This window comes from Exiguobacterium sp. J17977 (assembly GCF_018616375.1).
Lineage (GTDB): Bacteria > Bacillota > Bacilli > Exiguobacteriales > Exiguobacteriaceae > Exiguobacterium > Exiguobacterium mexicanum.
On record NZ_JAEQBB010000004.1, the window covers coordinates 331,249 to 356,537 of the forward strand.

At 51.7% G+C, this 25,289-nt stretch carries 22 protein-coding genes and 1 other annotated feature; of the genes, 8 read left to right on the forward strand and 14 right to left on the reverse strand.

All coding sequences use genetic code 11. From position 1 onward, the window contains the following. Window positions 1-5 precede the first annotated feature (5 nt). The 5 genes from KNO58_RS09720 to tpx form a co-directional block, all read right to left on the reverse strand. A complete protein-coding gene (locus tag KNO58_RS09720) occupies window positions 6-1,028 on the reverse strand; it encodes a serine hydrolase domain-containing protein (RefSeq protein ID WP_214753445.1) in 1,023 nt (340 codons plus the stop codon). 153 nt (window positions 1,029-1,181) lie between these two features. Continuing rightward, window positions 1,182-1,778 (reverse strand): 3D domain-containing protein, encoded by a 597-nt coding sequence (locus KNO58_RS09725; protein ID WP_214753447.1) that lies wholly within the window; start codon window positions 1,776-1,778, stop codon window positions 1,182-1,184. 432 nt (window positions 1,779-2,210) lie between these two features. Then, complete coding sequence (locus KNO58_RS09730; protein WP_214753449.1) at window positions 2,211-3,422, reverse strand: acetate kinase; 1,212 nt, start codon at window positions 3,420-3,422, stop codon at window positions 2,211-2,213. A 126-nt stretch (window positions 3,423-3,548) separates the two neighbouring features. Continuing rightward, the gene (locus tag KNO58_RS09735) at window positions 3,549-4,436 is read right to left on the reverse strand and encodes a class I SAM-dependent methyltransferase (protein ID WP_214753450.1); all 888 of its coding nucleotides are present in this window, start codon (window positions 4,434-4,436) and stop codon (window positions 3,549-3,551) included. Window positions 4,437-4,535: 99 nt separating this feature from the next. Then, entirely contained in the window at window positions 4,536-5,024 is a 489-nt protein-coding gene (tpx, locus tag KNO58_RS09740; protein WP_214753452.1) for a thiol peroxidase, read from the reverse strand. Between the two features lie 155 nt (window positions 5,025-5,179). Between tpx and KNO58_RS09745 the strand changes: the two genes are divergently transcribed. Beyond that, on the forward strand, window positions 5,180-5,998 hold the full coding sequence (locus KNO58_RS09745) for an NAD kinase (RefSeq protein ID WP_214753454.1): 819 nt from the start codon (window positions 5,180-5,182) through the stop codon (window positions 5,996-5,998). 43 nt (window positions 5,999-6,041) lie between these two features. Here the strand turns inward: KNO58_RS09745 and KNO58_RS09750 are convergent, their stop codons facing one another. After that, on the reverse strand, window positions 6,042-7,613 hold the full coding sequence (locus KNO58_RS09750; RefSeq protein WP_214753456.1) for an amidohydrolase: 1,572 nt from the start codon (window positions 7,611-7,613) through the stop codon (window positions 6,042-6,044). 74 nt (window positions 7,614-7,687) lie between these two features. After that, window positions 7,688-9,418: a septation ring formation regulator EzrA gene (gene ezrA, locus KNO58_RS09755; RefSeq protein WP_214753458.1), complete on the reverse strand. Its 1,731-nt coding sequence runs from the start codon at window positions 9,416-9,418 to the stop codon at window positions 7,688-7,690. A gap of 236 nt (window positions 9,419-9,654) precedes the next feature. On the opposite strand from ezrA, the gene KNO58_RS09760 reads away from it, so the two are divergent. Together KNO58_RS09760 and rpsD are read left to right on the forward strand one after the other, a co-directional pair. Beyond that, complete coding sequence (locus KNO58_RS09760) at window positions 9,655-10,137, forward strand: GAF domain-containing protein (protein WP_214753460.1); 483 nt, start codon at window positions 9,655-9,657, stop codon at window positions 10,135-10,137. Between the two features lie 222 nt (window positions 10,138-10,359). Continuing rightward, window positions 10,360-10,959: a 30S ribosomal protein S4 gene (rpsD, locus tag KNO58_RS09765; protein WP_214753462.1), complete on the forward strand. Its 600-nt coding sequence runs from the start codon at window positions 10,360-10,362 to the stop codon at window positions 10,957-10,959. A 43-nt stretch (window positions 10,960-11,002) separates the two neighbouring features. Here the strand turns inward: rpsD and KNO58_RS09770 are convergent, their stop codons facing one another. Then, entirely contained in the window at window positions 11,003-11,629 is a 627-nt protein-coding gene (locus tag KNO58_RS09770) for a GTP pyrophosphokinase (protein ID WP_214753464.1), read from the reverse strand. A 107-nt stretch (window positions 11,630-11,736) separates the two neighbouring features. Beyond that, window positions 11,737-12,984, reverse strand: coding sequence for a tyrosine--tRNA ligase (gene tyrS / locus KNO58_RS09775; RefSeq protein ID WP_214753466.1), 1,248 nt, complete (start codon window positions 12,982-12,984; stop codon window positions 11,737-11,739). A gap of 48 nt (window positions 12,985-13,032) precedes the next feature. After that, window positions 13,033-13,230: a binding site (T-box leader), on the reverse strand. 167 nt (window positions 13,231-13,397) lie between these two features. Between tyrS and KNO58_RS09780 the strand changes: the two genes are divergently transcribed. Further along, a complete protein-coding gene (locus KNO58_RS09780) occupies window positions 13,398-15,878 on the forward strand; it encodes a transglycosylase domain-containing protein (RefSeq protein ID WP_214753468.1) in 2,481 nt (826 codons plus the stop codon). 44 nt (window positions 15,879-15,922) lie between these two features. Here the strand turns inward: KNO58_RS09780 and acsA are convergent, their stop codons facing one another. Continuing rightward, a complete protein-coding gene (gene acsA / locus KNO58_RS09785; RefSeq protein WP_214753470.1) occupies window positions 15,923-17,629 on the reverse strand; it encodes an acetate--CoA ligase in 1,707 nt (568 codons plus the stop codon). 155 nt (window positions 17,630-17,784) lie between these two features. Between acsA and KNO58_RS09790 the strand changes: the two genes are divergently transcribed. Genes KNO58_RS09790 through KNO58_RS09800 form a run of 3 tightly spaced genes read left to right on the forward strand, consistent with a single transcriptional unit; the run spans window position 17,785 to window position 20,225 of the window. Then, window positions 17,785-18,414 (forward strand): GNAT family N-acetyltransferase, encoded by a 630-nt coding sequence (locus KNO58_RS09790; RefSeq protein ID WP_214706431.1) that lies wholly within the window; start codon window positions 17,785-17,787, stop codon window positions 18,412-18,414. 12 nt (window positions 18,415-18,426) lie between these two features. Beyond that, window positions 18,427-19,059 (forward strand): acetoin utilization AcuB family protein, encoded by a 633-nt coding sequence (locus tag KNO58_RS09795; protein ID WP_021065592.1) that lies wholly within the window; start codon window positions 18,427-18,429, stop codon window positions 19,057-19,059. Continuing rightward, complete coding sequence (locus tag KNO58_RS09800) at window positions 19,056-20,225, forward strand: acetoin utilization protein AcuC (protein WP_214753472.1); 1,170 nt, start codon at window positions 19,056-19,058, stop codon at window positions 20,223-20,225. Before KNO58_RS09795 ends, KNO58_RS09800 begins: the two co-directional genes overlap by 4 nt. A gap of 49 nt (window positions 20,226-20,274) precedes the next feature. Here KNO58_RS09800 and ccpA read toward each other — a convergent pair whose 3' ends face one another. The 4 genes from ccpA to KNO58_RS09820 form a co-directional block, all read right to left on the reverse strand. Continuing rightward, window positions 20,275-21,288, reverse strand: coding sequence for a catabolite control protein A (gene ccpA / locus KNO58_RS09805; RefSeq protein ID WP_214753474.1), 1,014 nt, complete (start codon window positions 21,286-21,288; stop codon window positions 20,275-20,277). A gap of 126 nt (window positions 21,289-21,414) precedes the next feature. Then, window positions 21,415-22,506 carry a bifunctional 3-deoxy-7-phosphoheptulonate synthase/chorismate mutase gene (locus tag KNO58_RS09810; RefSeq protein ID WP_131437122.1) on the reverse strand — a complete coding sequence of 364 codons (1,092 nt, stop codon included), beginning with the start codon at window positions 22,504-22,506 and terminating at the stop codon, window positions 21,415-21,417. Between the two features lie 137 nt (window positions 22,507-22,643). Further along, window positions 22,644-23,360: a YtxH domain-containing protein gene (locus tag KNO58_RS09815; protein ID WP_214753476.1), complete on the reverse strand. Its 717-nt coding sequence runs from the start codon at window positions 23,358-23,360 to the stop codon at window positions 22,644-22,646. Window positions 23,361-23,382: 22 nt separating this feature from the next. Beyond that, on the reverse strand, window positions 23,383-23,901 hold the full coding sequence (locus tag KNO58_RS09820; RefSeq protein WP_021065587.1) for a DUF948 domain-containing protein: 519 nt from the start codon (window positions 23,899-23,901) through the stop codon (window positions 23,383-23,385). A 172-nt stretch (window positions 23,902-24,073) separates the two neighbouring features. Here KNO58_RS09820 and KNO58_RS09825 point away from each other — a divergent pair, with 172 nt between their 5' ends. Then, entirely contained in the window at window positions 24,074-25,186 is a 1,113-nt protein-coding gene (locus KNO58_RS09825) for an aminopeptidase (RefSeq protein ID WP_214753478.1), read from the forward strand. Window positions 25,187-25,289: the final 103 nt, after the last annotated feature.

Consider the following 25,289-nt stretch of genomic DNA (forward strand, 5'->3'; position numbering starts at 1 on the left):
GTCGCTTATGACATCAAGTCGTCGGTCGGCCGAACCGTCTCAGCCGCCAGATTGCCGAACTCACGAAGATAATCGAGATATCGGGCGCCACCATAGTTATAGCGCTTGTTATACATCCTGACGACGACGGCTCGATAGGCGGGAATGACCAATAACAACGGCCCGGTGTTCCCTAGAATTTGATACGACCCAGCTGGTACAACCTCCCCTAGTTCGCTCCACGCTTTCGGTTCGCCCTGGACATACCAGAACAATCCGTTTGTCGGGAACGTCGCGTTAGCATATTCAGGGCTTTGAATCGAGGTCGCGAGACGAATCACTTCTGTCGGCACAATCTGAACTCCATGATGACGTCCGTTGTTCAAATGAAGATTACCCCAGGCCGCGAATTCTCGCGCAGTCGTATGTAGGTTCGAGCCCATCCCATCATCAAAAGGATACAATTTATACGACGCTTCCTCACCAGGGTCGTCCACGACTTTGACGAGACTTGATGCCGCTTGAGTCGCCCACTCTGTTCGCGTGAGTCCCATCGGCTGAAACACACGCTCTCTTAATAATTGAGTGAAGTCATATCCGTACAACTGTTTAAACAACTCCGTCATGATTTCGACGTTCACGCCCTGATACGCCCATCCTTCACCTGCATCAAACTCCCGAAATATGAAACCCGTCTCATTCCGGTTCAATCCGTGCGAGTGCGTGACCAAGTGCCGAATCGTCGTCCCTCGAAACGTGTCCACGTCATACCGCTCAAAATAATCAGAGACCAAATCGTCGAGATGCCGAATCTTACCTTCAAATAATGCATAGGCAATCGCCAGTCCCAAATAGCTTTTACGGGCCGAAGCGACGTTGAACATCGAATTGACGTCAATCGCTTTTGCATCATGATTCGAATGGAAGCCTTCATAATGTTCGAACACGATGCGATCGTCTTGCAGGACTAGCAACGCGGCGGCACTGCTTTGATTCAGGCGCTGTACCTCCTTAACATATGAGATCAACGTTTCGTAAGTCGTCTCCACGTCACCTTCCCCCTTTCAACCTGCATACGATTTTCTCGCTTAACATTCAATTTCCTTCTTCTCAAATCGTCACTCCCCGATTCCCATCCGGTGCAATCCGTTTCAACACATCAAAAAGGGCCATCGCAACTGCGATAGCCCCTCGTTCACATATTATAATACTTTGACAGTAACCGTCTTGCGACCGAAGTTGATGGCCGCACTTTGTGAGTACATCAAGATGTCGATTTTGTTTCCTTTAATGGCGCCGCCTGTGTCAGCCGCCGTGTACGTGCCCATCAACTTCCCGCCGACGTACACTTGTACTTTCTTACCGAGCGGGATGACGCGTGGGTCGACAGCGACGACGTTACGTTTTTGTGCCCGGACGTTCCAGCCTAATGCCGTCACTCCTGAACATCCTTTGCAATATGGTGTGTAAGCCGATGCGTTCATCGTATATGTTTTCACACTAGCCTTCGCGACCGGCGCTTTCACGGTGCGTAAGTACTTTGTAGCGATCCAACCAGCCTTGCCTTTGTAGTTGACGCGAATCCAAGCTCCTTTTGAGCCGGTGCGTTGAAGTTGTTGTCCTTTATTGATTTTCCCAATCACTTTACCGTTGAGCGTCCCTGCCGAGCGGACATTCAATCCATTGACTTGGCTTTGTACGTATACTTTTGAAGACGCCTCAACTTGTTGTTGTTGGGGTAAGAGCATAGCGAGTGTCATGACCGTCAGTAGTAAGACCGTTCCAATTTTTTTGAGCATGTGGTTTGTCCTCTCCTAGTCGGTGTGTGTGTTGTAAGTTCGTGTTGTCGAATCTGTGGTGCTGTTCCAGTTGAAACATGTCGTATCGATTACGGAATGTTTCGTCCAGATAACTATATGACGAATCGTATGACCGTGCGTTTACAACTAAAATTCATTTGAGTGTCAGCAAAGTTACGATTACATTACAAAAACGCCATCTTTTAAGGGAAGATGACGTCTTTCATAAAAAACTTCATGTTTCGTCATATTAATTCCCAATTAAAGGGATTAATATGACTCGATTGTTACTGAAACGATGGTTTCTAACGCTTAATGTTACAAACGAGCACATTCGATTCAGTCCATTGTCACAAAAACGGCTCTGCCCGTAAGCCAAAAGCACTAAAAAACGCCCATCCCAGATGAATCGGGGACGGACGCTGTAACAACTTAAACGTGTGACTCGACGAGGTTGGCGATGCGGACCGTGTCGCGCGCGATGACCAATTCTTCGTTCGTCGGGATGATGATGACTTTGACCGGTGAGTGCGGATAGTTGATGAACAACTCTTTACCGCGTGCTCCGTTGTTGAGTGATGGGTCCCAGTAGACGCCCATGAACTCAAGGCCACGAAGGATGCGCTCACGGATGACGTCAGAGTTTTCTCCGACACCAGCTGTGAAGATGATCGCATCGACACCGTTCATCTCTGCCGCATATTGACCGATGTAGCCGTGGATGCGGTTCGAGAAGATTTTGAGCGAGATTTCGGCACGGTGGTTCCCTTCAGACGCTGCTTGCTCGATGTCACGCAAGTCACTCGAGATACCCGAGAGACCGTAAACACCCGACTCTTTGTTCATGACGTTCAATACGTCTTCAGCCGACTTGCCAGTCTTCTGCATCAAGAACGGGATGAGGGCCGGGTCAAGTGATCCCGAGCGCGTTCCCATCGTAATCCCTTCGAGTGGCGTGAAGCCCATCGTCGTATCGATCGAACGACCGCCGGCAACCGCTGCGATTGACGCACCGCTACCGAGGTGGCACGAGATTAAACGAAGGTCTTCAAGCGGACGGCCGAGAAGCTCTGACGCACGTTGTGTGACATACTTGTGGCTCGTTCCGTGGAAACCGTATTTCCGGACGCCGTGCTCCGTGTAGTACTCGTACGGAAGACTATACAAGAAGTTCTCTTCCGGCATCGACTGGTGGAACGCCGTGTCGAAGACCGCGACTTGCGGCACGTTCGGTAAAATCGTTTGGAACGCACGAATCCCCGTCAAGTTTGGCGGGATGTGGAGCGGTCCGAGTTCGACGAATGATTCGATGTTCTTCATGACTTCATCGTCGATGACGACCGAATCCGCGTACAATTCTTTTCCGTGAAGGACACGGTGACCGACGCCAGCAATTTCATCGAACGACTGGATGATATCAAGGTCGATCAATTTTTCGAGCGAGAGCTCGACCGCTTCTTTATGTGAATGAAGCGGCGTGACGATATGGAACTTTTGTCCTTCGCCATATTTAATCGTGAAGATCGCATCTTCTTTTCCGACACGCTCGACGAGCCCGACGGCGAGCATCTTCTCAGATGGCATCTCGAGAAGTTGGAACTTTAATGACGAACTACCTGCGTTGACTGCCATAATTTTTGTCATGTCATACACCTCTTACCTTTCGATTTAAACACGAGTCTTTATCTGTTCTCTCAAAAACCGATAACTGTATCATAATGAAGATACTTGATATGGCATATGTTTTTCAAGTCTTTTGCCCAATAAAAATTATGTTGTTTTAAACCATTCGTCAATCTGTTTCACAATATTGGCAACAGCGCGCACGTCCGTGAACGATGGCAACTCGACGAGGAGTGCTTGTTTCGGGCGTTTGACGCCTTCCCCAAGCTTTTGTAACATCAAGATGCTTTTCGCATACCGCTCATCTTTGAACATTGTCGTCGGCAATTGAAGAACGCCTTTGACGACGGCCTCGCGGTCCATCCACTGTTTTAATTTCCCTTCGTCATCCTGTTCAAACAAATTGTTCGGGATGACAAATATCCCGTGACCACCTGGTTTCAAGTGACGCATCGCCTGCTCAATCAACAAGAAGTGCGAGTAAGAATGGCCTTCGTTCCGTTTCAAGGCATAGCTTGACGCCATGTCGTCGTTCGGATAATAACCGATCGGTAAATCGACGAGCGCCAAGTCGCTCGGCTCGACGAATAGCGGCGCGAGTGCGTCTTGATGGAAGTACGATACCGGTTTGCCGAGCAAGTTGCTGATCGCATACGACAGACGGAGCATCGTCTCATCGACTTCGACCGCCTGCGCGGTGGCGTCTTTCAATTGCGTCAACACGGCGTGGACGAGCGTCCCCGTCCCGCTGCCGAGCTCGAGCACGTTCGCCCCGTCCTTGACGAGCTTCGTCGCCAAATATCCGATAAACAGGCTGACGGCGTCCGGCGTCGGCTGATGGTTCGGCGGGAGCGTCGTCGTCTCCTCGAGGACGAGCAAACTGACGGCTTTGCGGACATCATCCGTTTTCTCCTGTTCGACATCGACACGCTCAAATACTTCAATCAATGCCTCGAGCGGCAACAAGTCAAGGTCTGTCGTCAGCTTCTTCGCTTCTTTCTTCCAATCGCGATACAGTTGTTCAAATCGTTCCATCTTCGATCATCCTTTCCATACAAAACCGGCCCTCTTGTGGAGAGCCGGTCGGTTCACTTCTATTAGTGTAAGCGATTCGTGGTCGTTTCGCCAAGCGAATCAGTTTGCAGCGTCAAACGCCTCGAGTGCCGCATCAAAATCGACTTCCTCTGTCATCTCATCCATGTACTGGACGTACTGGACCGTGCCTGCCGAGTCGATGACGAACACCGAGCGTGCGAGTAGACGGAGTTCTTCCATCAATACGCCATATGATTTTGCGAACGATTGGTCGCGGTGGTCCGATAACATGACGACATTATCCAGGCCTGACGCCGCACACCAGCGACGTTGCGCGAACGGTAAGTCGTTTGACACCGTCAAGACGGTACCGCCGAGCGATGACGCCTTCTCGTTGAAGGCACGCGTTTGCGTATCACAGACACCTGTGTCGATTGATGGAACGACACTAATCAATTTCTTACCTGGGTATGACGCGAGCGTCACCTCTTCAAGTGCCGTCGTGAGCGCTGTAAAGTCCGGTGCCGAATCTCCGACTTTGACCGGGTTCCCTTGCAGTGTAACGGTATTGCCTTTAAATGTTGGCATCGTTTCATCCCCTTTTACATGATTTATACTTCTTCATCATAGCGATGGCGCCGTCTCGATGACAAGCATCCTGCCTCAGACGGCCTGATTGTGATTTTCCCTATATCGAGCGTCTAAAACGCTGTATAATGAAAGAGACTCAATTGACAAAGGGGATGACTAGGATGAGAAACAACGTTTATTTGTACCATCGTAACGTCAACGACTTTACTAAAGAAGTAAAGAAACTAACCGAAATCGGTGAGAAATACGGCTTCAACGTCGTCAATCGTCCGGAAGACGCCAACATCATCGTCGCCATCGGGGGAGATGGCGCGTTCTTGCAGGCCGTTCGCTATACGGGATTCCGTCAAGATGCCATCTACGTCGGGTTCGGCCGCGGCTTGAACGAGTTTTACTGCGACTTCGATATACATAAGCTCGACGAAGTCGATCGCTTGTTCTCGGATAACAGCGCCCGCATCGAAGCCGGCCTCGAGGTGCGGAAATACCCGCTCTTGTCGGCGTCCATCAATGAATCGACTCCGATGCTTTGCTTGAACGAAGCCTCGATCAAGTCGAGTATCATCAAATCGCTCGCCATCGAAGTGTATATCGACGACCTCCATTTCGAGACGTTCCGCGGCGACGGCATGGTCGTCTCGACACCGACCGGTTCGACAGCATATAACAAATCACTCGACGGCGCCATCGTTGACCCGCTCATCCCATGTATGCAAGTGAGCGAGATCGCTTCGGTGAACAATAACCGCTATCGTACGCTCGGCTCGTCCTTCATCGTGCACGACTCGCGTAAACTCTCGCTCCGCATCGTCGAGGACGGGAACGACTATCCAATTATCGGCATGGACAACGAAGCGCTCAGCTTGAAATACACGGACCGCATCGATATCGAACTGTCCGACCAGGTCGTCAAGACGGTCAAACTGAAAAACAACTCGTTCTGGCACAAAGTCCAGCGTTCATTCTTCTAAACGATGAAAGGCTAGCCGTCCCTCGTGGATGGCTAGCCTTTTCTTATGCGTTGACGACGTCGGCCTCGTATACCGGCGTCCCCTCGACGACCGTCATGACGAGTCGATTGTCGAGGATGTCGCGTCCACGTAGGTCGAAGAAGTCTTCTTCCCAAACCGTGAACGTCGCGTTATAGCTCTGAATCAATAAACCATCGCGACCATGCGTACCCGTGGCCACACGCGGCGCATACGTGAAGCTGCGGAGCGCCTCGTACATCGATAGGCGTTCCGACGGGTTGAGTGCGCCCGACTCCTCAAATGACTGGCGTGTGACCGCCGCATACAGCCCTTTGCGCACATCGACGGTAGAAATCGGGGCGTCACTGCCTCCGAGGACGAGCGCACCTGTATCGAGCATCGATTTGAAGCGGTAGGCGTCATCGACGCGGTCGTTGCCGAGGCGGTCGAACAGCAAGTTCATGTCATCCGACAAGAAAATCGGTTGGGCATCGATCAATACCGGTAGCGCTTGAATCCGTTTCAAGAGCGTGTCGTTCAAGAGCGAGGCGTGAATGATCCGGTCTCGCGTCCCGCGCTTGGCCGGATATTTCTCGAGCAGCGTGATAAACTGTTCGGCCGCCGCATCCCCGATCACGTGGGCTGCCACGTTCATCCCGTAAGACCGCGCCTTTTTGACGAGGGCTTCGAGATGATCCGGACGATGGACCTCGATGCCCCGCTGTGCCAGATCATCCGTGTATGGTTCCGACAACAATGCCGTCCGTCCCCCGAACGATCCGTCGACGAACAGTTTCATCGCCCCGAAATCAAAACGCGGGCGCTTGGCGAGGGCATCGTGACGAATCAATGGATCGACGACTTGTTCGTGGACGAGCAGATGCGCATGGAACGGGAGGTCCGCCAATACGTCTTCGTATGCTTGAATCGTCTCGAGCGGGTCACCATGATAGAACAAGTCTTCCGTATGGGCATTGACGATGCCGTGGGCGAACAGCGAGTCGATGGCCCGGTGGAGCGAGGCGACGTTCTTCTCGCGATTTCCGCCCAACTCTTTATGGAGCAGGTCGAGCGCCGCGTCGTATAGCACCCCATTCAATTTGCCGTCCGCATCGCGTCCGAGCTTCCCGCCTTCGATGACGGTGTGATGAATCAAGCCGAGCCGTTCCAACCCTTTAGAGTTGACGACGGCGACGTGACGACAGACCCGCTTCAAGACGACGGGCCGGTCCGGAATGACGGCATCAATCATCTCACGCGTCGGCATCTCGCCAAGCAGACGGTCATTGAACCCTTCCGCAACGATCCAGTCATCGTTCCCGCCCTTCTGCTTCATCGATTCGAGCAGCGCTTGCAAATCTGTCGTTTCGGTCGCATCGATGCGGTCGAGCGCTTCCCCATATCCAATCAAATGGATGTGGGAATCGGTGAACGCTGGATAGACGCTCTTCCCTTCGAGATTCACAATTTGCTTGATTCTTCCGGCGTATGTACGACGAAGGCGGCCTTCTTCCCCCATCTTCAAAATCCGGCCGTGCTCGACATACATGGCGCGCGCCTGTTCATGCTCTTTATTCATCGTATAAATCTTTCCGTTAACCCAAAGCGTTCCCATCACAAAATTCCTCCTCGATTCAAAAAAGATTGACGTACACGTTAATTCCCGTTTACGTCAATCTTCATGCATCATTATTTTCGTAATAGCTCTTGCTGTTCCAATCCTTTTTCGACACGTTGGCGAATCTCACGGGCCGCCCCTTCATCGAAGCGTCCGAGGACACGTTCACCAATCTCGACGGCCGTCCCATACTCCCCATGCAAGAACTTGTTCTCGGCGAGCGTCAAGGCGATATGCACCTCGTTGTCGCGACGGCGATAGCGGTTCGCATACTGCAAGAGTTGTTCGGCGTACGTGACTTGGCGTAAGAGTGCTTTGACCCGGTCTCGGAAGTTGTCCATCGTCTCTTCGACGTCGTGGCTGAGGCCGACGATATATGTCATGTTGAACGGTGCCTTCTCGAACTGTTCGTCTAACGATTGCACGCCTTTTTGCAACTGGCGCATATCGCTTGTCAAATCAGTCGGAACGACCGGCATGGCGCTCTTCGCGAGCAGACGGCGATGGGCCGACAGTTCGCGCTTCCATGACTCGAGTTTGTTGCGGACTTCGAGCTCTTCTTTACGAAGAGAGTTCGTGTTCTCGATGAACCGTTCATGCATCGCGCTGAACTGATCGAGCGAACGCTTCGCTTCTTGCACTTTCGATTTGATCATGCTGTAAGGAATCATTTGGGCCACGAGCGCCTGTTCGATATCGAGTACGTTCGCCGAGAGTGTGGCGCGTTCTCGTTCGAGCTGTTCAAACTCTTCGCCGACACGGGCGTTAATCTCGTAGTTGCTGACAAGGCGTGTCATCTCTTGATGGAGGCGAGCCATGACTTCACTCGTCTGGCGGTCACGTTCTTTCACGGTCGCAAATTCTTTTTTCACGTATTGGCGTGCATCGACCTCGGTCCGGAATGCTTCGAACAGCTGATCGATGTCCGAGCTGAGCTGTTGCATATCCATCTCGAAATGTTCGAAGTCGAGTTGCTCGATGCGGTCCATGAGTGCGGCCCGACGATCTTCCGCTTGCTCGATTTCTTCCATTAAACCGAGCGGCTCAAGCGCGTAGCCGTCCATTTGCATCTCTTTATGACCCGAGCGCAGCTGATTGAGCTGTTGTTTCAAGTCGATTTGCACCGTACGTACGAACTGCGGGATGACGCCGACGAGTTCACGAATCTTCGTCACTTTCTCAGACAAGACTTGACCAGCGATATAAGCCTCTGACACCTGTCCTTCTTGTTTCAACGTGATCATCTCGGTCCGCTTCGCTTCCGCTGCCGCGATTTCAGACTCGACGAGTTCATACGTCGGGCCGAACGCACTGTTTTGGGCGACGAGCGTCTTCCGGAATTGATACAACTCTTTCTCGTCTTTTTTGACGATATCGAGAAGCGACGAATGGTGCTGATTGAATTCATCCATCTCATCGAGCATGGCGTGTACCATCGACTCGAGCTCTTCAATCAACTGTTCCGTCGCGTTCAAATCGGACTTTACTTTCAGGAAACGATATTTGTCCAAATCTTCTTCGGCATGATAGAGTGCCTCATCGATTTGCCCCGTATGTACGCTGACGAGTTCGTCCCACGACTGGTGCCATCGTTCGAACTTCTCTTTCGTCTCACCTTCCATCGGCCACTGTTTGAACTTTTGCAGTTCAGCCGGCACGCTGGCGCTGAGCACGCTTTGTTTGCGCATGTCTAAATCATCAATTTTCTGGTAAAAATTCCTTCGCACGAGCATGCTTCCCAGCATGGCCCCTAATGCGATGACAATGATTCCAATTAAAATTCCGTAGATTCCGTAATCCATCTCTGTCACAACCTCCAAGCCGCTTTCGTGGACTTATGTATCTAAATGAATAAATGAAGTATTTTATGAGTATAGATAATACTAATCATATTATAGAACCAATGATTTGCATAGGTTTTCCAACGGTTTAGGGAGAGAATGTTATTTTTCACGCGAATCTTTTGAGAAGACAAACCGAAAAAATGCGTGTACCATAATGCTAATTCATCTTGCATTCATTCATAGGAGGGAATCAAATGTTTCAAACAACGACTTACACTGGCGACTTGGCCGCTGGTTACGACCTGCTCAATAAACAACTGGCAGCACTTCTAGAAGGCGAGACGAACCGTGTCGCCAACCTATCGAACGCGAGCGCCTTGCTCAACCAGTTCCTCGATCGCATCAACTGGGTCGGCTTCTATTTGACAGAGGGAGAAGACGCCCTCATCCTCGGACCGTTCCAAGGCCTTCCGGCTTGTGTCCATATCGCGTTTGGAAAAGGCGTCTGTGGGACGGCAGCCTCGACACAAGAGACACAACTCATTGCCGACGTCCATCAATTCCCGGGCCATATCGCTTGTGACGCGGCGTCCAACTCGGAAATCGTCGTCCCGCTCGTGCGCGACGGCAAGACGATCGGTGTCCTCGATATCGACAGCCCCGAGTTCGACCGCTTCTCAGAAGTCGACCGTCAAGGTCTCGAGCAATTTTGCCAGACATTACTTCGCTTCATCTGATTGACAAGCGAATCGTTTCGTCGTATACTGATTTTTGTGCATGAAATGACGATAGCAGTCATTGACAGACGTATCCACCTTTCGGGCCTCGACTCAGTCGGAGGAGCATCTCGTAGCTTCGCTATCAAGTGAAGGTGCTTGAACCTAGAAAGGGGCGTCACCCGTCTTTGACACCGTTGTTCTTTTGTGCAAAATACATGAACAACAAGGAGGAGTCCAAACATGGCTCGTTACACAGGTCCAGCTTGGAAACTCTCGCGTCGCTTAGGCATCTCGCTTAGCGAAACGGGTAAAGAATTAGCAAAACGTCCTTACGCACCAGGTCAACACGGAAATGGTCGTCGTAAAATCTCTGAATACGGTCTTCAGCTTCAAGCGAAGCAAGCACTCCGTCACATGTACGGAATCAACGAGAAGCAATTCCGTCGCATCTTCAACGATGCTGGGAAAATGCAAGGTATCCACGGTGAGAACTTCATGTTCTTGCTCGAGTCACGCCTTGACAACCTCGTTTACCGAATGGGTCTCGCTCGCACACGTCGCGGAGCGCGCCAACTCGTCAACCACGGTCACATCCAAGTTGACGGTTCACGTGTAGACATCGCGTCTTACCGTGTAAAACCAGGTCAAGTCATCTCAGTTCGCGAGAAGTCTAAAAACTTCAAAGCGATCGCTGAAGCTCTCGAAGTAGCACCAGCTACAAAAGACTACGTCACATTCGACGCTGAGAAGCTCGAAGGTACATTCGTACGTCTTCCTGAGCGCGCTGAATTGAACGACCAAATCAAAGAGCAACTCATCGTCGAGTTCTACTCACGTTAATGCTTTTATCCCCTTCCCTGTCTCGACAGGAAAGGGGATTTTTTTATTTCATTAAGATTTGTTCACGAATCCGGCCCATCTGGGTATCAAGGGCGTCCGCCATCTTCGCCGCCTCAATCAACTCGAGTTTCGACGCCTCCGGGACGACGTGCTGATATTTATAATGAAGCTTATGTTCCGTCGCCGCCCAAAAATCCATGGCGAGCGTACGAATTTGAATCTCGGCCGGCACCCAGATGACGCGTTCCGCCAAATACACTTTCGTCCGGACGATGAGATGCAAGCTCCGATAGCCGCTCGGTTTCGGATGTTCGATATAATCCTTAATCTCGTCAATCTGTAAATCGTCGCGTTTCTTCAAATGATCAAGGATGGCGTAAATGTCATCGCGAAAACTCGTGACGATTCGCACCCCGGCGACGTCAGATATGTTGTCCCACAGCGCTTCCACTTCGAGGGGAAGCCCTTTTTGATTCATCTTCCGAATGATTGACGGCAACGTCTTCATCCGCGTCTTGACGTGTTCAATCGGCGAATAACCGAGCCGCGTCTGCCAATCGAGGTCGATGATGCCGAGGTCGCTCTCGAGTTCGGTGATTGCCATCTCATAGTACCGAAACCGCTCCCGCCATTGATGGAACTGTTCGCCAAAAAATTCTTCGATATCCATAACAAAGCCTCCTTGTCGTCTATACTTGCTATCGTAGCAGACCGAACCGATGTTGAGGCAGAAAAAAACGTCCATGTTCGCAACATTGGCGGACATGGACGGATGCATTAGACGTGACGAATCACGAAGTATTTTTTCTTACCACGACGGATGATTGTGAACTCCCCGAGCGTGTCGGCGCGTGTCACAGTCTTATCGAGCGATTGCTCACGCTCGCCGTTCAAGTAAATCGCCCCGTTTTGAACATCTTCACGGGCTTGACGTTTCGATGGCGCAATCTTCGCTTCGACGAGAAGGTCAACGAGATTACGCTCGCCGTCGAGCTCGAACTGCGGCATACCCTTGAATGCGGCATCCATATCTTCTGGCTTGAGCGTCTGCAGGTCGCCACTGAAGAAAGCGGTCGTGATACGTTGTGCTTGATTGAGCCCCGCTTCTCCGTGGACGAGTTTTGTCATCTCTTCGGCGAGGCGACGTTGGGCGACACGCTTCTCAGGTGCAGCTGCCACTTCTGCTTCGAGCGCCATGATGTCTTCATGCGACATGAACGTGAAGTATTTGATGAACTTGATGACGTCAGCGTCGTCGACGTTAATCCAGAACTGGTAAAACTCGTACGGCGTCGTCTTATCGGCATCGAGCCAGACTGCACCACCGGCCGTCTTCCCGAACTTTTGACCGTCCGACTTCGTCACGAGCGGCACCGTCAATCCGAATGCCTTCTCCGAGTGACCGAAGCGGCGGATGAGTTCGAGTCCGGCCGTGATATTCCCCCACTGATCGCTACCGCCGACTTGAAGGCGGCAGTTCTCGTTTTCGTACAACTTCAAGAAGTCGAACGATTGCAAGAGCATGTATGAGAATTCCGTGTACGAGATTCCGTTCTCCAAGCGCGAGTCGACCGAGTCTTTCGCGAGCATGTAGCTGATCGGGAAGTGTTTCCCGATATCGCGCAAGAAGTCGATGATCGACAACTCTTCCGTCCACTCATAGTTGTTGCGGATCGAGATCGGGTTCTCCCCTTCAAGCGGGAGGAAACGGCTCAATTGGTCTTTGATTCGATCTGAGAACTGTTTGACCGTGTCGAGCGTATTGAGCGAACGCTCGTCCGAACGACCTGACGGGTCACCAATCATCCCTGTCGCCCCACCGACGAGAGCGATGACGTGATGTCCCGCCTCCTGAAAACGTTTGAGCGTTAAAATCGGGAGCAAATGCCCGATATGGAGCGAGTCCGCTGTCGGGTCGAACCCGGTGTAGAGCGTCGTCGGTTTGTTCAATTGTTCTGTCAATCCTGCTTCGTCCGTCATTTGGTTGACGAGACCTCGAAATTCTAAATCCTTCAATAATTCCATCTGTTCCACTCCTTCAATTGACATAAAAAAAACGTCCCTTCTCATATGAGAAGGGACGGAGATTCCGCGGTACCACCCTAATTGCCACAGCTGTGGCCACTTGTAGCGAGAGATAACGGTCTCGACCCGGCCGAACGGCATGCTCCAAAAGTGTAATTCATCGATTGACATTGGCTAGTTCACAGCACCCACTAGCTTTCTGGACAAGCGGTCAGTCGACTACTTCGCTTTCTTCATAGCATCTTTGTTTATGGACTATGCTTTACATTTTATAAGTTCCATTTCCAAATTGTCAACTGGAAGATGGAAACTTGTATCCGACAGTTGATTGGGAGGAAGGTCGGCAACGACTTGTGCTATAATCGTATATATTACTGTGCAAAATAGTTTTACACCATATTAAGGAGGCTGTCATGCTGCAAAAGATTCGAGACACATGGAACCAACCAAAGTCCTTGAAAGCCCGCCGTTATGCCAATGTATTTTACGATGTATCGTGGAACGTCCTACTCCTAACGATTATATCGGTCGTTCTCATTGGATTTTTAGGCGCCGGGATCGGAGCGGGTTATTTCGCTTCCCTGGTCAAGGATATGCCGGCACCTGCATATAAGACGATGACGTCACAAATCAACACGTACTCATCGACTTCTGACATTTATTTTGGAAGCGGTGAACGAATTGGAAACTATACGACGGATGAAGTACGGGTTCCCGTCGCCGTCGACAAAGTCTCTCCGTTCGTCGTCGACGCGTTACTCGCCACAGAGGACGTCGAGTTTTACGAGCACGATGGTGTCGTCCCGAAAGCGACGCTCCGCGCCATCTTACAAGAAGCGACCGGATCGGAAGACCGGACCGGAGGCTCTACGCTCACTCAACAGCTCATCAAGAACCAAATGCTGACGAACGAAGTGTCGTTCGAACGAAAAGCGAAAGAGATTTTACTCGCCCTTCGCCTCGAGAAAGCAATGAACAAAGATGAAATCTTGAACGCGTACTTGAACGTCGTCTCGTTCGGACGTAACTCGATGGGACGCAACATCTCAGGGATTGAAGCAGCCGCCCGCGGTGTCTTCAATACATCGGCTGAGAAGTTGACGTTGCCACAAGCCGCGTTCCTCGCCGGGATTCCGAAAAACCCGTTCCTTTATACACCGTATTACCAAGGCGGTGTCATTAAAGAGGACGTTACACCAGCGATAAACCGAATGAAGACGGTACTCAACCGGATGTACGTGGCCAAGAAAATCACAAAAGAAGAATATGATGCCGCATATAACTACGACATCACGCAAGACTTCATGAAGACACAATCGAAGCCGCGTGACCGGTATCCGTACGTTGTCGACGAAGCAGAACTTCAAGCACGACAGATTGTTACAGATTACCTCCTTGAGCAAGATGGAATTCAGCCATCAGATTTGAAAGGAGAAGAAGGTGATTCAATTCGGACGACATATGCAAAACGTGCCCATAATATGCTGCGCCAAGGCGGCTTTAAAATTCACTTGACCCTCGATAAAGAGGTACATGAAGCGATGCAGCAACCCGCTAAAAATGCCAACAACTTTGCTCGAGATCAATATATTTCTGAAGAAGACCGCACACTACCTGAACAGACGTCATCCATTATGATTGACAACAAAACAGGTCGCATCCTCGGTTTTGTCGGTGGCCGTTATATCAATGGCAAGACCGATGAAGTGAACCGTGCTATGCGCATGGAACGTCAAATCGGATCGACTGCCAAGCCAATCTTAGTATATGCGAATGCGATTGAAGCCCGAATGATCACGCCCGAAACGGTTATCTTAGACGAAGAGTATTTCTACAAATTCACGGGTCCAGGGCAACCAAAAAAAGAAGTGTTGAACGAAAGCCGAACACATAACGGTCCGGTGACGGCGCGTGAAGCGTTGAAACGCTCCCTCAACGTCCCTGCCGTTAAGATTTATGAAGAACGGAATCAAAAACCGGCCGATACGCAGAAACTCATCGACATGGGTATTGAAGTATCAGAAGCGAACCGTAATGCGTCATCGATGGCGCTAGGTGTCGGGGAAGTCAGTCCGGTCAACTTGGCCGCATCTTACGCCATGCTTGCGAACTACGGCGAACACGTCGAGCCATATTTCATCGAGCGCATCGAGTATAACGGTGAAGCCATCTTTGAGAAACAACCGAAAAAAACACGCATCTATTCCGACCGTACATCTTATCTGGTCATCGACATGCTCCGTGACGTCTATACGTCAGGAACAGGGACATACGCCAAGTCACTCTTAAACGTCCCTGGCGATTGGATGGGTAAATCTGGTACGACGAACGATCGTCGCGACTCGTACTTGGTCGGCTCGAACCCGAACGTCACGCTTGCCGTGTGGTCTGGTTTTGACTCACAGTTCGGGGAGATGGAAAACAGTTATGAGGTAGGTCAGTATTACCAACGGACGCAACGGATTTGGTCACAAACTGCCAACCGTGTATATGCCGATAAACCTGAAATCTTCAACACTGGGGCACGCTTCACCCAACCTGCTAGCGTCTCTGCCGCTGACTTTAAAGACTCTGGTTCATTCTCTGAGAAGAAAAAAGTCGAAGAGAAGAAGAAGGAAGAGGAAGCGAAGAAGAAAGCCGAGGAAGAAGAGAAGAAGAAAGAAGAAGCCGAAGAGAAAAAACAAGAGGCTGAAGAAGAGAAACAAGAAGCTGATGCAGCTGCGAAGGAAAAAGCAGCTGCTGACGCAAAAGCGAAAGCTGAAGCCGACGCGAAGAAAAAAGCGGAAGCTGACAAGAAGAAAGCTGAAGAAGAAGCAAAGAAGAAAGCCGAAGCTGAGAAAAAGGCTGAGGAAGACAAGAAGAAAGAAGACGCCGAAGCTGCAGACGGCGCCTAATCCGACAAGAAAGGTCGACACATCGCGTGTCGACCTTTTGTCGTTCAATCTTCCATTGTCGATAAGTCACCCGTCTCGAGGTTCAATTCCCATGCTTTCAAGACACGACGCATGATTTTCCCGCTTCGCGTTTTCGGCAATTTATCTTTGAACTCGATCTCACGCGGAGCCGCGTGAGCCGCGAGACCTTCTTTGACGAACTTTTGAATCTCTGCCTTCAACTCGTCCGACGGCTCATAGCCTTTCCGGAGTGCGATGAACGCCTTGATGATTTCCCCGCGTACCGGGTCCGGTTTCCCGATGACCCCTGCCTCGGCGACAGCCGGATGCTCGACGAGACGACTCTCGACCTCGAACGGTCCGACCCGTTCCCCTGCCGTCATGATGACGTCATCGACACGGCCTTGGAACCAGAAGTATCCGTCCTCGTCCATATATGCCGAGTCACCTGAGACGTACCAGTCGCCCCAGAAGTAGCTCTCATACTTGGCGTCGTTCTTCCAAATCTTCCGCATCATCGACGGCCAAGGCGTCTTGAGTGCCAAGTTGCCCATCCGATGTGGTGGGAGCGGTTGACCACGGTCGTCCAAGATGGCCGCTTCACAGCCCGGGATAGCTTTGCCCATCGAACCTGGTTTAATATCCATAGTCGGATAGTTGCAAATCATCATCGCACCGGTCTCCGTCATCCACCACGTGTCATGAATCCGTAATCCGAACGATTCGTTCCCCCAACGAATGACTTCCGGGTTGAGTGGTTCACCGACCGAAAGGATATGGCGGAGTGACGATAAATCGTACTTCTCGAACGCCTCTTCTCCAGCGCCCATGAGCATCCGGAACGCGGTTGGCGCACTGTACCAGACCGTGACACCGAACCGTTCGATGACCGAATACCAGAACTCAGGATTGAATCGTCCCCCGACAATCACATTCGTCGCCCCGTTCAAGAACGGTGCGAAAATCCCGTAGCTCGTACCTGTCACCCAGCCTGGGTCGGCCGTGCACCAGTAAATGTCGTCCGGTTGCAAGTCGAGGACCCATTTACCGGTCATCAAGTGCTGCACCATGGCGTTATGGACGTGCAAGACGCCTTTCGGCTTCCCGGTCGACCCTGACGTATAGTGTAAGATCATGCCGTCTTCGCGGTCGACCCACGTGATGTCGAGGTCGGTCGAAGCTTCACCCGCCAACTTACGGTAGTCGCTGATTTTACCGGTCTCTTCTACCCCGTCACCGACGATTAAAATCGTCTCCAAGTGCGGGAGTTGATCGACCGGGATCCGTGGCAAGAGCGCCTCGGTCGTCACGATGACTTTCGCTTCCGAGTCGAGCAGACGGTCGTGGACGGCTTGCTCCATGAACGCCTCAAACAACGGACCGACAATGGCGCCGAGCTTGAGTGTTCCGAGCAAAATAAAATAAAGTTCTGGACTCCGTGGCATGAAGATGAAGACACGGTCGCCTTTCTCCACTCCAACCGATTTCAGAACGTTTCCGGCCCGATTGCTTTCTCGTTTCATATCCGCATACGTGTAGCGCTCTTCTCGTTCCCCATCGAAATAGAGCAACGCCAGCTTCGTGGCGAGTTCACCTTCTGCGTGACGGTCGATTGCTTCGTACGCCATATTGACGTTCCCCGTCAAATTCCAAGAAAATAATGCTTCTGCTTGTGTCCACTCGAACGACTGACAAGCATCTTCATACGACGCCAATTGATGTTCCCCTGATAACGCTTTCAATTTTTCCATCGCTAAAGATTCGCCTCCCCTGTAATGAATGGTATAACCACTTTCAGTATAGTGTTAATATTATGACAAATCAATGAATTTCCAAAATCTCCAAAAGAGTGTGAAACAAGCTAAATGAAAGCGCTATAATAGAAGGTGGAAAAGGTGGTGACTCCATGGAAAAACAATATCATTCAAAAGTGTGGGAAACCTCACTCGGAGCCGTAATCATCGATGGACCCATCGAGAGCGACGTGTTGGCCACGTATCGGCTCGATGAGGGATTGACCGCATTTCGTGAACCCGAGGACCAACATAAGGCGCTCGTCGAAATCGCTGACTTGAAGGAAGGCCGCATCATCGTGGCCCGCGTCGACGACCTCGTCATCGGTTACGTCACGTATTTATATCCGGACCCGTACGAACGTTGGAGCGAAGGGAACGACCCTTATATCCTCGAGCTCGGCGCCATCGAAGTGAGCCCGCGCTTCCGTGGCCAACGGATTGGCAAGCAGTTGCTCGAAGTGTCGATGATGGACCCGCATATGGACGACTTCTTGATTTTGACGACCGAATATTATTGGCACTGGGACTTGAAAGGGAGCGGACTCTCTATCTGGGATTACCGAAAAGTGATGGAGAAGATGATGAACCACGGCGGACTCGTCTTCTTCCCGACCGATGACCCGGAAATCGCTTCGCACCCGGCCAACTGTCTCATGGCACGAATCGGCAAGAACGTCCGGCAAGAAACGATTGACCATTTTGATTCGCTCCGGCTACGGCGCCGGTTCATGTATGACTAAGGAGGGACCTGGATGCTGATTGAACAAATGATGAACCGTCATGTCGTGACGATTCAACCGACCAACACGATTGCCCATGCGGCCAAGCTCATGCGTGATCATAAAGTCCGCCATCTCATCGTCACCAACCCGGCCCGACAAGTCGTCGGAATCGTCGGCCAGTTCGAGATGAGCGGAGCGACGAGCGTGTTCCATCCGGAGAGTGAGAGCGCCGACTTCAAAAACCCCGTCTCGAGCATCATGCGTCAAGATGTGACGACGGCACATCCGTACGACTTCTTCGAGGATGCGGCCGCCCTGTTTTATGAGTATCGCCTGACCTGCCTGCCGATCGTCGAACAAGGCAAACTCGTCGGCGTCTTGACCGAGACCGACTTATTGCGTTACTTCGTCCAATTGACGGGCGCGCTCGAGCCGAGCTCTCAAATTGAGCTCTTGGTCGAGAACACGACCGGGACGCTCGAGAAAGTGACCCGACTCCTCGCCAAGACGAACGTAAACATCATCAACGTGTTCGTCCATCCGACGCCCGACCCGTATAAGCGCATCATCTCGTTCCGCGTCCAGACGATGAATCCGCTTCGCATCATCGAACGGCTGAAACGCGAAGGTTACGACGTGCTCGGTCCGGAGATGTCCCAATGAGACCGGCCTACATATTCGGGGAGAACGAGAACTCGTACCGCTTCCATGCGGATCATCCGTTCAATCCGGTCCGCCTGGAGCTGACGACGTCGCTGCTCATCGCCTCAGGTAAACTTCAGGCCTCAGAGTGCATCGCCCCTCCCATGGCCTCGGTCGAGTCGCTCGCGCTCGTCCACGACCTTGATTATATTGAGGCGGTCCAAGCGGCGGCGGCCGGTGAGCTGTCGACATTGAAAGCGAACAAGTTTGGCCTCGGTACGGAAGACACGCCGATTTTCCCGACCATCCATGAAGGAGCGGCCCGGCTCGTCGGGGGCACCGTTCACGCGCTCGATTTGGTCGCGAGTGGTAAATTGGAGCGCGCCTTCCACGTCGGGGGCGGCCTGCATCATGGGATGCGACGGAAAGCGTCCGGATTTTGCGTGTATAACGATGCGGCGGTCGCCATCGCCCACGTCCGTAAAGCGTACGGCAGCCGGGTCCTCTATGTCGATACCGACGCCCACCACGGAGACGGCGTCCAATGGCTGTTTTATGACGATGACGATGTGATGACGTTATCCATCCATGAGACCGGTCGCTACCTGTTCCCGGGGACAGGAGCCGTCACAGAGCGCGGCAACGGGAATGGCTACGGCTATAGCTGGAACGTCCCGGTCGATGCGTTCACTCAAGACGAGTCGTTCTTGCGCTGTTATGAGACCGTGTTCCGGGAGGCGTGCGAATGGTTCAAGCCGGATATCATCTTGACGCAGAACGGGGCCGACGCCCATGCCTTCGATCCGTTGACGCACCTCGCCTCGACGATTCGGACGTTTGAACAGATTCCTCAAATCGCTTCTCGACTCGCCGACGAGTATACGGAAGGAAGACTCGTCGCCCTCGGCGGCGGCGGATATGATTGGTATCGGACCGTACCCCGGGCTTGGGCGCAAGTGTGGGCCGGACTGACGCGCGAGGCGCCGTACAGCGGCGACATTCCGCCCGAATGGATCGAGCAGTGGCAGGACAAAGCGGATTTATCCTTGCCGACACGCTGGGATGACCATCCGTACACGTTCCAACATATTCCCCGACGCCAACAAATCGAGGAGAAAAATTGGGAAGTGACGAAACGGGCGTTCTGGCCGTTCATCTCAAATGATCGCAAATCAATATATGTCTAAAAAAACCCCTCGTCCGCGGAGTGACTCCGACAGGCGAGGGGTTTTTTATTCAGTCTTGACGTACCGAATCGCGACGTTCGATGCGGTGCGGCAAGACGACGTTCTTCTCTTCGACTTCTTCGGCATTCAAAATTTTCGTCAACAGACGCATGGCAACGGCACCGATGTCATACATCGGTTGGACGACCGTCGTCAATTTCGGACGAATCATCGTCGCGAGACGCGTGTTATCGTGGCCGACGACTTCAAAATCGTTCGGCACCGAGTAACCGGCGTCTTGAATCGCGTGAATGACACCGAGTGCCATCTCATCCGTACCGGCGAAAATCGCTTTCGGGCAATCGTCGCGTTCGAGCATCTTCTGCATCGCCTCAAGGCCTGATGCATACGTGTAATTTCCGAGGACGACGTCACTCTCACGGAACGGGAGTCCGGCGTCGTCTAGGGCACGGCGGTAACCAGAGAATTTCTTTTCGCCATTGATTTGTTGCTCGAGTGGACCTGTAATGAAGCCGACTTGTTTATGACCGTGGCCAATCAACATTTCGGTCGCATCGTATGCAGCTTGCTCATAGTCGATGTTGACCGCAGGGAGGTCATACCCTTGGTTAAGTGTCGCCGCGAGGACGATTGGGACCGGTGACTTCTTGAACTCGTTGACGAGGTCTTCATGCAGACGACCGCCCATGAAAATGATGCCATCGACTTGTTTCCCGAGCAATGTGTTCAACAAATGAATCTCTTTGTCACGGTTCGAGTCCGAGTTCCCGAGGATGATGTTGTACTTGTACATCGTCGCGACGTCCTCGATCCCACGGGCGAGGTCTGCGAAGAAGATGTTCGAGATATCCGGGACGATGACGCCGACCGTCGTCGTCTTCTTGCTGGCCAGTCCACGTGCGACGGCGTTCGGTCGATAGCCGAGACGGTCAATCGCGTCTTGGACTTTCTTACGGGTCGTCGGCTTGACGTTCGGGTTTCCGTTGACGACGCGTGAGACGGTTGCCATCGACACCCCGGCTTCTCGTGCGACATCATAAATCGTTACATTGTTACTATTCATTAAAACTCCTCCTACAAGCAGTGATTTTCAAACGATTTTCAAAAAACGTGTCAAAAAAGGAAGACAGGTATCTGTCATCATTTTACCCTGTCTTCACGCTATATAAAACGTTTCCAATTGGAAAGCTTACTTTTTCACCAAATCAAGTTGAGGGAACTGGGCCGTTAGCCCGTCCACGAATTGATCGAACTGGTCGAAATCGAGTTGCTGCTGGGCATCCGATAAAGCGATGGCCGGGTTCGGGTGAACTTCCACCATGACTCCATCCGCTCCGACCGCAAGCGCCGCTTTGGCCGCTGGCAGTAACAAATCGCGTCGTCCTGTCGAGTGCGTCACGTCGACCATGACCGGCAAATGCGTCTCTTGTTTCAAAATCGGGACCGCCGTGATGTCGAGCGTGTTGCGCGTCGCCCGCTCATACGTCCGAATGCCGCGTTCGCACAAGATGACTTGGCTGTTGCCGCTTGCCATGATGTACTCGGCCGCATAGATGAACTCTTCAATCGTCGCCGACAAGCCACGTTTCAAGAGTACCGGCTTATCCGTCTTCCCGACTTCTTTCAACAAGTCAAAGTTTTGCATGTTGCGCGCACCGACTTGGATGATGTCCACATACGGAAGAGCCGATTCGACCGCACCAGGCGTCATGATTTCAGAGATGACCCGTAAGTCATGACGATCTGCCGCTTGCTTCAACAGTTTCAACCCCTCGAAGCCGAGTCCTTGGAAGTCGTACGGTGAGGTACGTGGTTTATACGCCCCGCCTCGCAAGATTTTCACACCGGACAACGCTAGTTTTTCGGCGACGGCGTTCACTTGTTCAAATGATTCGACCGCACATGGTCCCGCAATCAGTTGCGGACGTCCATTGCCGATTGTGACATCATCGAGCGTGACGATGGTGTCTTCAGCTTGGCGTTTGCGCGAGACGAGCAACGTCTTGTCACGGTCTTCACCTTGCAGTTCGGCCGAGGCTTTGAACATTTCCTTGAACAGATGTTGCAGACGAGCCGTCTCGAACGGACCCGGATTCTCCGCGGCGACGAAGTCGAGCATCTCACGTTCACGTACCGGATCGTATCGTTCCACACCTTGCAGACGTTTTACTTTTCCAATCTCAACAGCGAGTGTGCCACGGCGGCTGAGCAAGTCGAGCATCTCACGATTCAACTCATCCATCTCGCGACGTAATCGATTCAACTGATCTTGTGGACTCATAATTACCCTCTCATTTCTAAGCCGTTCTTTCCAGATTCCTAATTATAACGAACTTTAATCGCTTTGTCATAGGGAAATGGGCTGGCGACACAAAATCAACAAAAAAAGCGCCCGGCTAGTCCCGGACGCGTCATCACTTATTTGTTGCCGTTTTGAAGATCATGCTTCAAGTTGTTCAATTCTTGTTTCGACTCATCGTCGAGCAAGTCTTTCACGGGGGCCTCGAAATCTGACTCATAGTCTTCCGACTGGTCACGGTTGCTCGTTGCGTTTTGTTTGTTAGCTGTCGATTTCGCCGCGTTTGATTTGCTTGCGTTCGGTTTGCTGTCTGTTTGTTTCGGTTTATCTGTCGACGTCTCTGACTTCGACGACTCGTTCGACTCATTTGAGGCTTTCGCTTCGTTCGAATCCTTTGCTTCGTTCGACTGCTCTTCTGAAGCCTTGTCGAGTTGCTCTTTCACTTCGGCTTCCGCCTCCGCTACGAGTTGATCAGCTTTCTCCATCGCCTCTTCGATTGACAACTCGTCTTCATCGACTTGTTGTTTCAATTCAGCCGCTTCACGAGCCTTGTCTTTGACGAGGTTCAAGACTGGAGCCGCTTTATCGCTCGCTACTTTAATCCATTCGCCGACGACCGGTTCAGCTTTCTCACGAACTTCTTTCGACTTGACGGTCAAGCGCTCACGCGACGTCGCCGTCTTCTCGTCCAGGTATGTCCGTACTTCACGTCCACTCTTCGGTGATGTGAGGAGCGCAACAGCCGCACCGATGACGCCGCCGAGGACGACGCCTGCTAAAAACCCACCGCTTGATTGTTGTTCATTCGTATATGTCTTGTTCTTGTCGTATGTCATCGTTAGTTCCTCCTTGTGATGGTTATGATTTGATTGTATCGTCTGTCGCAATCAATCCTGGTGAGACCGTAGTCGGTTCTTGTTTACGGTCCCGACGGCCGCGACGACGTGATGGTCGTTCGTCTGAAGACGTTTCGGTTTTGTTTTTCTTGAATAATTCTACAGCGACCGACCCCCAACGTACCGCTTGAGCGATCTGTTCTTTATTCTCGTCCGCTGCCACGTGAACAGAAGAAGAAACCGTTCGTACCGACTCTGTCACTTCGTTGAGTGACGTGCCGAGCTCATCAAGGGCGTGTGCCACCGGTGCGAGCAATTCTGTTTTCTCTTCGACGTTATCTACGAGACGGTTCGTCTTATGTAAGAGCGCCGTCACTTCCATTGTGATTCCGTCTAATTGACGTTCTAAGTTTTCAGTCGTATTGGCGACGCTGCCGAGTGTCCGATTGACGTTCGACAAGACACGTGCCAAGAAAAATACGAGTACGACAAATGCGAGTGCTGCGACGAGCCCTGCAATGCCTCCTAATGTGATTTCCATGCATCCATTCCTCCTATTCGGTAATATGGTGATTTCATTATAGCACCATTATGACTCAAAAGATTTGTCACAACCGTTTTCGCCATCCGGTCTGATTATTCCTTTACCCGTTTTTATGTTTTCGATTACACTAAAATAGAAATAAATTTAAAAAAGTTAAAGGGGTGTTCGTATGAGAGATCCAAGAATCACGCAACTCGCTGATGGATTAATCAATTATTCAGTCGAATTGAAGCCGGGGGAACGTGTTCTGATTGAAAATTTCGGCGTCGAGGAATCGCTCGTCGAAGCGCTCGTCGAAAAGGCGTATGAGGCCGGGGGGCATCCGTTCGTCTTATTGAAAGAGAGCCGCATCTTGCGCAAGCTTTACATGGGAGCGAGCCGGGAACAGCTCGAACTCATGGCCGATATCGAACGCAAACAGATGCAAGCGATGGACGCTTATATCGGGCTTCGTGCCGGTGACAACATCAACGAACTGTCAGACGTACCGGCCGAGCAACAAAAACTCGTCGGGGCGACTATCGGTAAAATGCATACCGAGGACCGCGTCAAAGGAACGAGATGGGTCGTGCTCCGTTATCCATCGCCGTCGATGGCACAACTCGCCGGTAAATCGACCGAGGCGTTCGAAGACTTCTATTTCAACGTCTGCACACTCGACTACGGGAAGATGGACCGGGCCATGGATGCGCTCGTCAGCCTCATGAATGAGACCGACCGCGTCACGATTAAAGGGCCAGGGACTGACCTCACGTTCTCGATTAAAGACATCCCGGCTATCAAGTGTTCTGGCCAAATGAATATCCCGGACGGTGAAGTGTTCACAGCGCCGGTTAAAGATTCAATCAACGGTGTCATCACGTACAACACGCCGTCACCGTATCACGGCTTCACGTTCGAGAACGTCTCGTTGACGTTCAAAGATGGAAAGATCGTCGACGCGACAGCGAACGACACGGACCGAATCAATGAAGTGTTCAACACAGACGAAGGGGCACGTTTTGTCGGCGAGTTCGCCATCGGCGTCAACCCGTACATCCAACATCCGATGAAGGATATCTTGTTCGACGAGAAAATCGACGGCAGTTTCCACTTCACACCGGGTCAGGCGTATGACGACGCCTATAACGGCAACAACTCGTCAATCCATTGGGACCTTGTCAATATCCAACGCCCTGATTACGGCGGCGGTGAGATTTGGTTCGATGACGTCTTGATTCGTAAGGACGGTCGTTTCGTCGTCGACTCGCTCTTGCCACTCAACCCAGAGAACTTGAAATAACAAAAACAAGCGTGCCGATGGCGGCACGCTTCAGGCTGTTGACGAACCAAATCGCCCATCGCGATTTGGTTCGTCTTTTTTTGTGTTCCATGTGCTCGAGGCG